The sequence below is a fragment of the Winogradskyella sp. MIT101101 genome (assembly GCF_047126865.1).
Lineage (GTDB): Bacteria > Bacteroidota > Bacteroidia > Flavobacteriales > Flavobacteriaceae > Winogradskyella > Winogradskyella ouciana.
The window spans coordinates 2,626,081-2,640,685 of sequence record NZ_CP138982.1 but is presented as its reverse complement, the minus strand read 5'-3'; the positions used below and the strand labels follow the sequence as shown (position 1 = coordinate 2,640,685).

The 14,605-nt window shown below is 35.1% G+C and carries 12 protein-coding genes; 9 read left to right on the top strand and 3 right to left on the bottom strand.

All coding sequences use genetic code 11. The annotated features are described in order from the left end of the window. Positions 1-71: 71 nt before the first annotated feature. The 5 genes from arsM to SIB89_RS11840 all read left to right on the top strand — a co-directional run bounded on the left by arsM (position 72) and on the right by SIB89_RS11840 (position 6,915). Entirely contained in the window at positions 72-1,040 is a 969-nt protein-coding gene (gene arsM, locus SIB89_RS11860) for an arsenosugar biosynthesis arsenite methyltransferase ArsM (RefSeq protein ID WP_412559941.1), read from the top strand. 203 nt (positions 1,041-1,243) lie between these two features. Next, positions 1,244-4,372, top strand: coding sequence for a carboxypeptidase regulatory-like domain-containing protein (locus tag SIB89_RS11855; protein ID WP_412559940.1), 3,129 nt, complete (start codon positions 1,244-1,246; stop codon positions 4,370-4,372). Between the two features lie 21 nt (positions 4,373-4,393). Next, positions 4,394-5,296 carry a sterol desaturase family protein gene (locus SIB89_RS11850; RefSeq protein ID WP_412559939.1) on the top strand — a complete coding sequence of 301 codons (903 nt, stop codon included), beginning with the start codon at positions 4,394-4,396 and terminating at the stop codon, positions 5,294-5,296. Positions 5,297-5,307: 11 nt separating this feature from the next. Next, positions 5,308-6,192 carry a DUF547 domain-containing protein gene (locus SIB89_RS11845; RefSeq protein ID WP_412559938.1) on the top strand — a complete coding sequence of 295 codons (885 nt, stop codon included), beginning with the start codon at positions 5,308-5,310 and terminating at the stop codon, positions 6,190-6,192. Between the two features lie 33 nt (positions 6,193-6,225). Further along, the gene (locus SIB89_RS11840) at positions 6,226-6,915 is read left to right on the top strand and encodes a TIGR04283 family arsenosugar biosynthesis glycosyltransferase (protein ID WP_412559937.1); all 690 of its coding nucleotides are present in this window, start codon (positions 6,226-6,228) and stop codon (positions 6,913-6,915) included. Positions 6,916-7,109: 194 nt separating this feature from the next. Here SIB89_RS11840 and SIB89_RS11835 read toward each other — a convergent pair whose 3' ends face one another. Both SIB89_RS11835 and SIB89_RS11830 read right to left on the bottom strand, forming a co-directional pair. Further along, positions 7,110-7,838, bottom strand: a complete 729-nt coding sequence (locus tag SIB89_RS11835) for a metallophosphoesterase family protein (protein WP_412559936.1) — start codon at positions 7,836-7,838, stop codon at positions 7,110-7,112. Between the two features lie 5 nt (positions 7,839-7,843). Beyond that, entirely contained in the window at positions 7,844-8,854 is a 1,011-nt protein-coding gene (locus SIB89_RS11830) for a glycoside hydrolase family 113 (RefSeq protein WP_412559935.1), read from the bottom strand. A 118-nt stretch (positions 8,855-8,972) separates the two neighbouring features. Here SIB89_RS11830 and SIB89_RS11825 point away from each other — a divergent pair, with 118 nt between their 5' ends. Genes SIB89_RS11825 through SIB89_RS11810 form a run of 4 tightly spaced genes read left to right on the top strand, consistent with a single transcriptional unit; the run spans position 8,973 to position 14,091 of the window. Then, positions 8,973-10,277: an NAD(P)/FAD-dependent oxidoreductase gene (locus SIB89_RS11825; RefSeq protein ID WP_412559934.1), complete on the top strand. Its 1,305-nt coding sequence runs from the start codon at positions 8,973-8,975 to the stop codon at positions 10,275-10,277. A gap of 3 nt (positions 10,278-10,280) precedes the next feature. Further along, complete coding sequence (locus tag SIB89_RS11820) at positions 10,281-11,873, top strand: 4Fe-4S binding protein (protein WP_412559933.1); 1,593 nt, start codon at positions 10,281-10,283, stop codon at positions 11,871-11,873. 32 nt (positions 11,874-11,905) lie between these two features. After that, positions 11,906-12,601 carry a glycosyltransferase family 2 protein gene (locus SIB89_RS11815; protein WP_412559932.1) on the top strand — a complete coding sequence of 232 codons (696 nt, stop codon included), beginning with the start codon at positions 11,906-11,908 and terminating at the stop codon, positions 12,599-12,601. Beyond that, positions 12,601-14,091, top strand: coding sequence for a cellulose synthase family protein (locus SIB89_RS11810; protein ID WP_412561911.1), 1,491 nt, complete (start codon positions 12,601-12,603; stop codon positions 14,089-14,091). The genes SIB89_RS11815 and SIB89_RS11810 overlap by 1 nt, the downstream gene beginning before the upstream one ends. On the opposite strand, the gene SIB89_RS11805 is transcribed toward SIB89_RS11810, so the two are convergent. Next, entirely contained in the window at positions 14,088-14,516 is a 429-nt protein-coding gene (locus tag SIB89_RS11805; protein ID WP_412559931.1) for an SRPBCC family protein, read from the bottom strand. The two genes, SIB89_RS11810 and SIB89_RS11805, sit on opposite strands and share 4 nt — an antisense overlap. Positions 14,517-14,605: the final 89 nt, after the last annotated feature.

Below are 14,605 nucleotides of genomic sequence, written 5' to 3'. Positions count from 1 at the left end.
CGAAGTGAAGGAATCTGCTTAATGAGATTGCCACGTCACTTTGTTCCTCGCAATGACAAATAATAAAAAAAATGAGTTACTTAGAAGCAACAAACGACCTTTACAAAGAAGCAGCACTAACACCAGATGTTGGCTTATGCTGTACTACAAATCCTATTTGGGAATTACCAGGATTAAAAATCCCTAAAATTATGCAAGAGATGAACTATGGCTGTGGTTCTACAGTGCATGCAAGAGATTTAACCAATAACCCAAAAATGCTATATGTTGGCGTTGGTGGTGGTATGGAATTGTTACAATTTTCATATTTCAATAGACAAAAAGGTGGAGTTATTGGTGTTGATGTAGTTGATGAAATGTTAGAAGCTTCCCGTAAAAACTTTAAAGTAGCTGAAGAGCAAAACGATTGGTTTAAATCGGAATTTGTTGAGCTTAAAAAAGGCGACGCCATGAATCTTCCTATTGAAGATAACAGCATCGATGTTGCAGCACAAAACTGTTTGTTCAATATTTTTAAAGCTGATGATTTGAAGAAAGCCATTGCAGAAATGTACCGTGTTTTAAAACCACACGGCAGATTGGTAATGAGCGACCCAACTTGTGAGCAACCTATGAATGATGAATTGCGTAACGATGACAGATTACGTGCGCTTTGTTTAAGTGGAAGTTTACCCATTGCTGAATATGTAAAGATGTTAACTGATGCAGGTTTTGGCACTATTGAAATTAGAGCACGCAAACCTTACAGAATTCTAGACCCTAAGCACTACAATACAGACGAGCTTATTTACATAGAATCTATTGAAGTAGCAGCTATCAAAGACCCAATGCCAGCAGATGGTCCTTGTGTTTTTACAGGTAAAGCAGCAATTTATTTTGGTGATGAAGATTACGTAGATGATAAAAAAGGCCATATTCTCTTGAAAAATCAACCTTTGGCTATCTGTGATAAAACGGCTGGAGCTTTAACTAGTTTAAATAGAGATGATATCTTTATTAGTGAATCTACTTACCACTACGATGGTGGAGGGTGTTGTTAGAAAAGAGCAATAGATAAAAGGAGCTTTAAGTTCCTTTTTTTATGAAAGTACTTGTTAAAACCCACACTTTTTTAATGACTTATTGAAAAAACAAGCTTCTAATATCAAGGTTCTGTTATGTTAAGTTTATTTAATACAAATCAGGCAAGCTATTCAATTTTTCTATATACAAACTACCCTGAAAAAACATATTTATTCCTTTTATGGTCAAAAATTTAAGCTTAATTCTATTTCTTTTTTGTTTAACTATCACAAATGCTCAAGAAACTACTGGCAGCATAGAGGGTAAAATTATCGACACTAAAAATAACCCGATAGATGCGGCAACTATAATCGTCACAGATACTGAAACTAATTTCAGGTATGGCAGTATTTCGCAAATTTCGGGTTTATACCTAATATCCAACATCCCTCCTGGAAGTACTTATAAAATTGAAGTTAGCTATTTAGGTTATAAAACAGAAATTTTAGAAAACGTTACGATTAATCTCGGTGTGACGACAACAAAAGATTTTGTTCTAAAAGAAAACAATGAACTTTTAGACGAAATTATAATTAATGTTGATAGAAATAATTTACAAAAAGATAATGAACAACTCATCTCTAAACGATTAATATCTCAAACTCCGACAATAACAAGGAGTATTCAAGACCTAACCAGAAATTTACCAGAATCTAATTTAAATTCATTTGCTGGGGCAAGTAATCGTTTTAACAATTTAAATATTGATGGTATTGCTAATAATGACGTTATTGGTTTTCAAGAAGCAGCAAGTGGCGCTTCAGGATCAGCTGCAAATGGCTCACCGGGAAGTTTAGCCAAAACCCAGCCTATAGCGTTTGGTGCTATTAAAGAATTGTCAGTAAAAACAACACCTTTTGACCTTAGTATAGGAAACTTTATTGGAGCCAATATTAATGTTGTTACAAATAATGGCACCAATACAACTAAGGGTTCTGTCTATGGATTTGGAAACAATCAAATACTTATAGGGAAATTTGCAGATGGTATTAAGCAAGATGTTCAGGATTTTTATGATGTGCAATTTGGTGCAAGTATTGGAGGTGCTCTAAAAGAAGATAAGCTCTTCTATTTTGTGAATTTTGAACAAGCTATTAATAATCTTCCTGTTTTAAATGCACCTGGGAGCTCTTCATCCAATATTAGTTTTGATACAGTAGAACTTATCTCTAACACACTTAAAGAGCGTTATAACTACGACCCTGGAACATTTACTTCTTCTGAACTAAAAACTGCAAGTACAAAATTGTTTGTGCGTTTAGATTATAACATTTCAGAAAAACACAAACTTACAATCCGTAATAATTACGTAAATGGTTTTTCGGATAATCTAGAATGGAATGAGTCAATCTTTAATTTTGGAAATCAAGGTTATAGACACAATAGTATAGCCAATAGCCTCACTACAGAATGGAACGCTAATTTTAGTAATACTACTTCTAATGTGTTGTCAATTGGATACAATAAAGTAATAGAAGACAGGGATTTTAATGGACGTGTTTTTCCTCATCTCGAAATCCAAGATGCCTCTAATCGCATTTTTGCAGGTACATATCGTGAGGCTTCTGTTTATAAAACAGAGCTTAATACTCTTCAATTAACCAATAAATTTACATTTATTAAAAACAAACACACATTCAGTATTGGTGGACTAATACAATATAATGATATAGACTATGGATTCCTTTCCGCTTGGAATGGTCGTTGGCAATACAGATCAGTAGAGGATTTCTTAAATGATAGACCATCAAGAATTAGAGGTGTTTACAGAACCTCTAATAACACTTTTGACTTTGTAAGCAATACACCATCAGCTACTATTGATGTTTTAACAACAGGTATATATGTGCAAGACCGGATTCGTTTTAATGACCTACTCACAATTTCTGGTGGAATAAGGTTAGACAACCAAGCATTTTTAACAGAATTACCAGTAAGTGAAGAAATTAAAAACACACCTGAATTTAGCAGGTTTGACAATAAAATTAGCGCAAAACCTCACATAAACCCTAGGATTGGGTTTAATTATTATTTCAATGAAAACAAAAAAATTAAGTTTAGGGGTGGGACAGGTTTCTTTACAGGTCGCATGCCTTATTTGTGGTTTGCATATGCTGAATACATTTCTGGCACTGATTATTTTAATGTTGATATTAGACCAAATGAACCAACTGCTATTGTTGAAAATGTTCAAGATTTAGCCAATCAACAACCTGGGCTTGCCGAAATTAACTTAATTGATAACAACTTCGAACTTCCTCGTGACTGGAAAACACATATAGCATTAGATTTTAAATTGCCTCATCAATTTGGCTTAACTATTGAAGCCACATACACTGATGTACAAAATGCCATATTCTTTAAATCAATAAACAGACAAAATAATACTGGGAATTTTACTGGTGCTGATAATAGACCTTATTTTTTAGAAACAGGTGAGGCTATAAAAATTAACCCAAATTTTACCAATGTATTTTTAATTACAAATACAGATAAAGGTTATCGTTATAATTTGACTTTAAGCTTATCAAAACGTACTGAAAATTACAATGGTTCTCTAGGTTATTCTTACGGAAAAAGTAAAGACATATCAAGTACTGTGCGTAGTTCACCTGCAGCAAATTTTGAGTGGAATCAAGCTCTTAATGGTAACAATCCTAGTTTATCCTTTTCAAACTTCGATTTACGGCATAAAATTATATCATCTCATAATTATAATATTAAACTTTCTGGCAAAAGCAACCTAGCAATTTCAGTATTATACAATGGGACTTCGGGCAGTCCATTTACATTTGTTAATCAAGGAGATGTTAATAGAGACGGATCATCAAGAAACGATTTAGTTTATATCCCTCGTAACTCAGACGAAATTAATTTAGTTGACATAACAGACAACTCTGGAGCTATAGTTACAACTGCTGAAGAACAATGGATTAATCTTAACAACTATATTAACAACAATGATTATTTAAAATCTAGACGCGGACAATATGCAGAACGAAATGGAGCAAAAACACCATGGAATCATAGGTTAGATTCTCGTCTAGAGTTTGGTATAGATTTAAAAGGAGATCAAAAATTAAATATCTCTTTAGACGTTTTTAATATTTTTAATTTAATTAACAGAAATTGGGGAAAGTTGGTATTTGTACCAAATGTTGTTAATTCTAGTTTTAGCTTACTTAATTTTAGAGGTATTGTTAATAACCAACCAACATATCAGTTTAATGTTACCGATAATACCCCATGGGTAGTAGATACAGAAAATTCTAGATGGAGAGCCCAATTAGGTATTAATTATCAATTTTAATATTAAGTATATTTATCCAAAATGGAAAAATACATTGAAATATTTCAAAAATCCTATTCAGATTATTGGAATTATCTCAAATACGAGCTCATTGACCTCAACCATTGGGATAACTTTTTTTATGGTCTTATAATAATTTCACTTTTGGTTTGGGTTTTGGAAATCGTTTTTCCCTGGCGAAAAAACCAATCTATTTTTAGGAAGGATTTTTGGTTGGATACCTTTTACATGTTTTTCAATTTCTTTTTGTTGAATTTAATTGTACTCATTGCGTTGTCAAATACTGCCGCAGAACTATTCAATGATATTTTAGGTTTAGTGGGACTTACTATTTCAAGCTTTCAATTATTTGACGTGGACGACTTGCCTCTATGGCTTGGGTTACTCATTTTATTTCTCATTTCAGATTTCGTACAATGGAATACACACAGGCTTTTACATCGTGTACCTTGGCTGTGGAATTTCCATAAAGTCCATCATTCTGTAAAAGAAATGGGCTTTGCAGCACATTTGCGATACCATTGGATGGAGCCTGTAGTTTACAAATCACTTTTATATATTCCAATTGCTATAATTGGTGGGTTTGATGCAAAAGATGTTGCCATCGTTTATTTTTTCACAATTGCTATTGGGCATTTAAATCATGCCAATTTAGGTTGGGATTATGGCAAGTTAAAATACATTTTCAATAACCCTAAAATGCACATTTGGCACCATGCCAAAGCTTTACCAAAGCACGCAAGGTATGGTGTTAATTACGGACTAACTTTAAGTCTTTGGGACTATCTCTTTAAAACTGCCCATGTCCCTCACGACGGAAGGGATATAGAATTAGGTTTTGAAGGCGATGAAACGTTTCCTAAGGATTTTTTACGTCAGGAGGCTTATCCTGCTTTTTCCCGCAGACAGAAACCTCATAAATAGAAGCAATACACATGAAATATCTATCAATTTTAGTAGTAGCATTATTAACCAGCGCTTGTTGTGGTGCAAAAAACACTGTTGTAGCTCAACCAGAACAAACTATGGAAGTTCCAGTTGTAACTGAAGTGCCTGATGCTGTTGAGGCACCTCCTGCTCCAGGATCTTTAGTTGATGAAACAGAAGTTGAAATACCCTTACCGCCAAAACCTCCTAAATTAAAAGATGACGACGTTGTAGATGATTATAAACCTGAAGCTTTCAACCATAGCAGATGGAATAAATTATTAAAAAAATATGTTACTGAAAGTGGAAATGTAGATTATAAAGGCTTTAAAAATAACCCTACGGAATTAAGTGTTTATATCGATGATTTAACACACAATACTCCAACTGAAGATTGGAATAGAGGCGACAAATTGGCTTACTGGATTAACGCATACAACGCCTTGACTGTAGATTTAATCCTAAAAAATTATCCTTTAGAAAGCATAAAAGACATTAAAGACCCTTGGGACCAACGCTTATGGCAGTTTGGTGATAAATGGTATAACCTTAACGATATTGAGCATGAAATATTACGTAAAATGGACGAGCCACGTATTCATTTTGCCATAGTTTGTGCGTCTGTGTCTTGTCCCAAGCTTCAAAATGAAGCCTTTACCGCTTCAAAACTTGAAGAACAATTAACCAATGCCACTAATGAATTTTTAGCTGACACTTCGAAAAATGAAATTTCAAAAGACGAAATCAAACTATCCAAAATCTTTAAGTGGTTTAAAAAAGACTTTGAGCAAAATGGAAGTTTAATTGATTTTCTGAACCAATATACTACTGTTACCATTTCAGAATCTGCAAAGAAGAGTTACAAAGACTACAATTGGGATTTAAACGATTAAAACTATTATCTTGTAATTTCCGTAAGTAACTATATGATTAGCATTATAATTCCTGTTTTAAACGAGTCTGAAACCATTAAAGATTTACTGTATCATTTAATTGATAATGCGTCGTTAAATTCAATTTCAGAAATTATAGTTGTAGATGGTGGCAGTACGGATGACACTAAAGACATTGTTAAATCTCTCGATTTAAACATTGTGCTTTTAGATTCAGAAAAAGGAAGGGCAAAACAAATGAATTTCGGAGCAAAGCATGCTAAAGGTGATATTCTATATTTTCTTCATGCCGATTCTTTTCCTCCAAACAGATATGATAAATTTATTATTGACGAAGTCCATAAAGGTAATAATGCAGGATGCTTTAGACTACAATTTGATAGTAACCATTGGTGGTTACGATTAGCAAGTTGGCTAACGCAATTCAGTTGGCGTGCATGTAGAGGTGGTGACCAAAGTCAATTTATAACACGTGCTTTGTTTGATGAAATAGGTGGTTATGACGAAAATTATATCATCTATGAAGATAATATTTTAATTAACGAACTCTATAAACGCAATGAATTTGTAGTCATCAATAAAAAGCTAAGAACATCTGCCAGAATGTATGATAAACATGGTGTCTGGAAAGTGCAATATCACTTCTGGACCATCTATGTGAAGAAATGGTTTGGTGCTTCAGCGGATGAGATGCTGGCTTATTATAAAAGGCATCTTTGTTGATTAAATATCAAACTCATTCATCTTTACACCCCTAAAGTCCCCTCAAGGGGACACTAGTCCAAAGGTTCTTTTTAGAATTGTCCCCTTGAGGATTATCAAAATAGAAGCTATAGCTTTTATTGAAGATAGCGAGCGAAGCTCATTAGAGCTGTCTTTTTTATCGAAAGTTTTTAACAATCCATAATTAGTATCAACTAGCCATTCCTCCCATCTTCATCAGGATAAAGTTTCGGCAACGTATCACTTTGAAAAATTTCTTTTGTATCAATATCTATAGCAGACAACATACCTGTAAATGCTGCACCAGTATCTACATTCCAAACATTGGCTTTATTCATCGGCTCGTAACTGTGACTGCGCAAGGTTGGTGTGTGACCGATGTAAATTTCAGAATAATGCTTTAATCGGTTTGGGTAATTATCTGCATCTTTTTTTATACGCTTATCCATAGTCTGTACCATTTCCCATAGCGTACGGTCCGTACAAAAGCTCTGATCAAATTTTTCTTCCTTAACACCGTGCATTGAGGTAAAACCAGCATGCACATAAAGTCTATTCTGATTGTCTATATAGTACATTGGCATAGTCTGAAAAAACTCTAAATGCTTTTGTTTGTCTTCCTTTGAAAAATCTTTATAACTTTCAATGGTGCCTTTTCCTCCATGGTATAACCAAACTGGTGGAGCCGTACCATGCTGCAGCCATTTTTCGCACCAAATATCGTGGTTGCCTTTTATGAACACACATTCATTTTTTTCTGAAAGTTCTATAAGATATTGAATGACTTGTGCAGATTCGCTCCAACCATCAACATAATCACCTAAAAAAATGAACTTATCATCCTTATTGACTTTAGCGCGTTCTAAAAGTTGGGTTAAACCTCTCAGTCCTCCATGAATATCGCCAATTGCTAATGTTCGCATATAAATTAATTGTATTGTGTGTAGTAAGATTGAATAACTTTTTCAACAGGTTTGTTTTGTGGGGTAAACATTGGGTTTTCTGCACCACCAACCTTGTCGTGCTTATGAAACCACTTCCAAACAAAGCCTCCCGCAAACCAATCTTCTTTCCAAAAAGTTTCAAAAAGCGCTTTTGTGGTGTTTACTTGGGCTTCAAGGTTTACATCTCTCATGGTGTGGTCTGACACCCAAGGTTCTTTTCCACTAAAATCTACACTTCTATAACCATATTCGGTAAACAAAATAGGTCTGTTCAGTTGTTCCGAAAACTGTTGTATCACTGGTTTGTGCTTCTCCCATCCTTTTAGGCAATCTTCAACCGTAGGTGTTTGTTTGTCACTTACCGGAAAATAGGCATCTATACCTATATAATCCATTTGATTCCAAAACGGAGTGCGTTTATATTCATCCCAATTGGCTGCGTAAGTGAGTTTGCCTTTATAAATGTTTTTTATTTTGACTATAAGACCGTTCCAATATTCTGGTCTATGTTTTATAAAATTTTCGAGCTCAGTGCCAATGCAAAATATTTCGGCATTGACTTCTTCTGCCAATTCAGCATATTCCAAAATAAAATCTGAATATGAGGATTCCAAAAGTTTCCAATTAGTTTCTGTTTTCATTTCCAGAAAACCGGTAAAAAATCCATGGGTCATCCAAAGTTGTGGCTTCACCATAATTTTAATTTTTGCTTTACGAAGCTCTTCGATGTACTGCTTAGCTCCTGCCCTAGTTTCACCATACCATTGTCTATTTGTATTATGAACTATAGTTGGGTTATCTAAATTTCTAATGAACCCAAAAGGCATAATCGCTGCACTATTTGCACCGACATTTACTACAGGATTGACGTGGGTTGTGTCTACCGCATCCCTTGCGGCTACAAAACTCACTCCATTAAATTTTACAGGCTTATAGGGTACTGCAGCACAACCCACTAAAACGAAAACCAAAAGGAACTGTAAAAAATATCTCATACTGTAAATTTATGCCTAAATTTAAAAGAAATTGAACTATCGCTGTTAAGGTTTTATCAAATCCTTCGACATAAAGATATCTAACTACAAAAGTTTCCCGACTTCTCGGGCCTAAAAAATGGAGCACATTGTTATTATTGGCAACGGCATTTCTGGTGTTACACTTGCAAGGCATATCAGAAAACTTTCAGACAAAAGAATTACAATAATTTCTGCTGAAACCGATTACTTCTTTTCCCGTACAGCACTAATGTACATTTATATGGGCCACATGACCTACGAGCACACCAAACCTTACGAAGATTGGTTTTGGGAGAAAAACAGAATTGAGTTGAAAAAAGGTTATGTGAAACATATTGAAACCAAATCAAAAACACTTCATTTTGCTGAAGGAGATTCAATGACCTATGACAAATTGGTCATTGCCACAGGAAGCAAACCCAATAAATTTGGTTGGCCAGGGCAAGACTTAAAAGGCGTACAAGGCTTGTACACCAAACAAGATGTGGACCAACTCGAAATTGATGCGCCAAACAACAAGGTCTGTAAACGTGCCGTGATAGTAGGTGGAGGTTTAATAGGTATTGAATTGGCCGAAATGTTGAATTCAAGAAATATTCCTGTTACATTTTTAGTTAGAGAATCGAGTTTTTGGAATGGTGTTTTACCAGAAGGCGAAAGCCAAATGATCAATAGGCATATTAAAAACCATCATATAGATTTACATTTATCGACAAATCTGAAGGAAATAAAATCGGACGAAAACGGAAAAGCAAAATCAGTTATTATCGAAGAAACCGGAGAGGAAATTCCTTGTGATTTAGTTGGATTGACCGCTGGAGTGTCACCAAATATTGATTTTCTAAAGGATTCTGAAATTGAAACTGACAAGGGAGTAAAGGTTAACAAATATCTCGAAACCAATGTTGAAGATGTTTATGCCATTGGTGACTGTGCTGAGCAACAAGAACCTAACGAAAACCGCAGACCAATCGAAGCCGTTTGGTACACAGGACGCATGATGGGAGAAGTTTTAGCGCAAACGCTTTGTGGTAACAAGATGGCTTATAATCCTGGCCATTGGTTTAATTCCGCAAAGTTTATGGATATTGAATACCAAACCTATGGTTGGGTACATGGCAGTAAAGGACGACTGGATTACGAACAACATTTTCACTGGAAACATGAGGATGATACCAAATGCATCACAATTGCATTCAACAAAGACACTAATGAATTTTTGGGAATCAACACCTTTGGAATTCGTATGAAACACGAAACTTTTGATAAATGGCTCACTGAAAAACGCGATATAGATTTTGTGGTTAAGAATTTAAGACAAGCCAATTTTGATCCAGAGTTTTACGACCATTATGAAAAAGAAATTTTAAACGCGTATCGTAAAGAATTACAAATCGCATAATTTATGAACACACCAAACCCAAGTATGTCGCTTACAAAGCCTGAAGCTTTTGACCTATCAACAAAGCAACGCATTTACGTTGCCATTGGAATGATTGGCCTTATAGTTTTAACCTTAGCGACATTCAATATTACATTTCCCTATCGCAAAATTACACTAACGGTATCCTTGCTCGCTATAATAATTGGCACCACACTTTTTGCTAATGATTTGTACCTCAATAAAATGGCTGGAATTAAGAACGATGGAGTGATGTTTAAATCCATTTCTTCTCGCGGACTTTGGGCATGGATTTCCGGATTGGCTTTAACAGGATTTTATATAGTTCTCTATTTTAAAGCAGGTTGGTTAGGGCTTGGAGCTGATGGTGCAGAAAACACAGGTTTGGTTGCGCTTTTTGATCCACTGAGTAGGTTGCTTAATGGTGGACAAGCCAGCCAGTGGTTTGTTTATGGCGTATTCTATACCATTGCCATATTAGTATTTGGTTATAAATTTTTGTTGAAATACAGACACAATAGATACGAACGATTACGGACTTATTCCGTAATGTTTTTTCAATTATCGTTTGCGTTTTTGATTCCAGAGTTTATGTCGCGATTAAACTCAGAATCCTTCAGTTTACCGTATTACGATCTAAAAAATATTTGGCCGCTTAATTACTATAATTTTGAACAGTATAGAGTCGATTCAATGATTGATGCAGGAGATATCGGTTTGGCAATGTTAATCTTCGGAATACTTTCAATTTTTGTCATCACACCAATCCTAACCTACAAATATGGAAAGCGCTGGTACTGTTCATGGGTTTGCGGTTGTGGTGGATTGGCAGAAACTGCTGGTGATCCCTTTAGGCATTTAAGTGACAAACGTCAGTTTGCCTGGAAAATTGAACGATGGGTTGTACATAGTGTGGTGGTTTTTGTGGTCTTAATGACTACGGCAGTTGTGTATTCATATTTAGGAGATGATAGCAGTAAATATTGGTTAACAAAAAGCACATTCCTTATCAGTGTTGCTGTTTTATTGACCGTAGTTTTTGCCTTGGCCATGATTTTTAAAAGAGACCAATTGGCCAAAGATGCGCAATATGGTGCCATTGGCTATTTTGTGATTATACTAGTGCTGTTAGGTATACATTATTTTAATGGCACTAATTTATTTTTATTTAAAGCCGAAACCCTGAGATCAACTTATGGGTTTTTAATTGGAGCTATATTCTCAGGTGTTATAGGAACAGGATTTTATCCAATTTTCGGGAATCGCGTATGGTGCCGTTTTGGTTGCCCTATGGCTGCTATTCTTGGATTTCAACAACGCTTATTTTCGAGATTTAGAATTACGACCAATGGAGGCCAGTGTATTTCTTGTGGAAACTGCTCTACGTACTGTGAAATGGGAATTGATGTAAGAGCTTACGCCCAAAAAGGTGAAAACATTATACGCTCAAGCTGTGTGGGTTGCGGTATTTGCTCAGCGGTTTGCCCAAGAGGTGTTCTGAAATTAGAAAATGATAGTATGAAAGGTCGAATTAATTCTAACGAAGTTTTATTAGGTAATGATGTTGACCTTATGGATTTAGTAAATCAGAAATAAGAAGTCTATTTTTGCATCTTCAAACTAACTAAATGACCAAAATTGTTGTCATCATTCCTGCTTTTAATGAGGAAGAATCCATTGCACAAGTTATAAAGGATATTCCTTCTATAGTTGACGAAGTTATTGTGGTGAGCAACGATTCAACAGACCAAACGGAAACCAATGCTAAAAATGCAGGTGCTACTGTCTTAACAGAATCGCGAAAAGGTTATGGTTATGCTTGTCTTAAAGGCATGGAATACATTACTCGCTTCGATGACGCTCAGCAACCAGATATCGTCGTTTTTTTAGATGGAGATTATAGCGATTATCCCGAAGAACTCACTAAAATCGTTAAGCCAATCATTGAAGAGGATATTGATTTTGTCGTAGGAGCAAGAGTTAAAGAATTACGTGAGGCCGGCTCAATGACGTTTCCTCAAATTTTTGGTAATTGGCTAGCCACAAGTCTGATGCGTTTATTTTTTCGCTCAAAATTTACCGATCTTGGTCCCTTTAGAGCCATTAAGTATGATAAGTTGTTAGCTTTGAACATGGAAGACAAAACCTATGGTTGGACAGTAGAGATGCAACTTAAAGCTCTTAAGCAAAAATTGAGTTATAAAGAAGTTCCTGTACGATATAAAAACAGAATAGGTGTCTCAAAAGTTTCAGGTACGGTAAAAGGTGCTATCTTTGCAGGCGTAAAAATCCTAACTTGGATTTTCAAATATAGTTTTAAGTGATTTATTTACAATATTTCATCATCATTGTTTACACCATTGCCATTGTACTTATTTTCTTGTACGCATTGGCTCAGCTTAATTTACTTTACAATTACCTATCCTCAAAAAAGAAAAGGGAAAAGTGTGTTACCTTTGACCTTTCTAACCCTGAAGAGGTACCTTATGTAACCATTCAGCTTCCCGTATTTAATGAGATGTATGTTATGGAGCGTCTTCTCGATAATATAGCACGGATAGAATATCCTCGTGAAAAACTGGAAATTCAGGTTTTAGATGATTCTACAGACGAAACCGTACATTCCACAAAAGCTCATGTTGAAAAATTAGCCGCTACAGGTCTTGATATAAAGCACATTACAAGGACCAATAGAACTGGTTTTAAAGCAGGTGCATTAAAAGAAGGTTTAAAAATTGCCAAGGGAGATTTTATTGCCATTTTTGATGCTGATTTTTTACCGCAGCCCAATTGGTTAAAACGTACCATTCCTTATTTTAAGAATGAAGAAATAGGCGTCGTCCAAACACGTTGGGGACACATTAACCGTAATTATTCTTTGCTTACAAAAATTCAGGCATTTGCTTTGGATGCACATTTTACTTTAGAGCAAGTTGGTAGAAATAGCAAAGGACACTTTATCAACTTTAACGGCACAGCTGGTATCTGGCGAAAAAAATGCATCATCGATGCTGGTAATTGGGAAGGTGATACTTTAACTGAAGATTTAGATTTAAGCTACAGAGCACAACTTAAAAATTGGAAGTTTAAATATCTCGAAGATGTTGAAACTCCAGCAGAATTACCTGTAGTGATAAGTGCCGCAAGATCTCAACAATTCCGTTGGAATAAAGGTGGTGCCGAGAACTTTAGGAAAATGCTTAAACGTGTGATTAAGTCCGAGAATATTTCAATAAAAACCAAAGTTCACGGTTTACTGCATTTACTGAATAGTACCATGTTTTTGAGCATTTTTATCGTAGCGGTTTTAAGTATTCCGATGCTATACATAAAAAATGAATACGCACATTTACGCGACTATTTTTATGTAATGAGCTTCTTCATTATGAGCACCATTATATTCTTTGTGTGTTATTGGTTTATGTACCGTAACATCTATGGTAGTGGCTTTAAAAAGTTTTTTGGGTATATTGGTATGTTCTTTACGTTTTTCTCTATTGCCATGGGCTTTTCGTTGCACAATTCAATTGCTGTGATAGAAGGCCATGCTGGTAAGCGTAGTGAATTTGTTCGTACCCCAAAATTCAACATCAGTACCATTAGAGACTCATGGAAAGGCAACAAATATCTTAGAAAGAAATTATCACCTCATGTAATTATAGAAGGTATTTTAATGTTGTATTTTGCTTTTGGTATGTACAGCGCTTTTATCGTTGGAGACCAAGGAGGAGACTTTGGGCTATTCCCTTTTCACCTAATGCTGTTTATTGGATTCGGCTATGTGTTTTTTAAATCCTTGAGCAGCAAAGTTTAGCCTCTATCTTCAAAAGGTACAATAGTTCCCTTTTCTAAATAATCTTTTAAGCCGTTTAACAACATTGCCCAACAGAAGGATGAATGTTTAAAATGGTTATTACATTCTGGCCAATCTTTATGAAAAAAGTTGAGACAAGTTCCGTTTTCTTTTTCCTTTAGCTCAAACCCAAATGTTGTGGGATTCCAATCGTCATCAGATTTTGTCATTTTAAAATGAATGTGACTGTCTTGTTCACAGCTCACTACCTCAGCGTACCAATCATACTCATCAGTAAAATTAAAGTTATAAGTTTCCCCTACTTTAGGGATTCCAGAACATTTCAATGGCCACCAATTGACCAAATGATCTGGATGTGAAACTGCATAATATACGCTTGCCTTATCGCTCTTAATAAGAAAATTGAAGTAAATGGAATGACTCATAACCTTAGTTTTTATGAATTAAAGTTATTAATCTTTTTTTAAACTCGGTTTTGCCAATTTTAAATAGTTCTATCTTTCTTCTGTACATT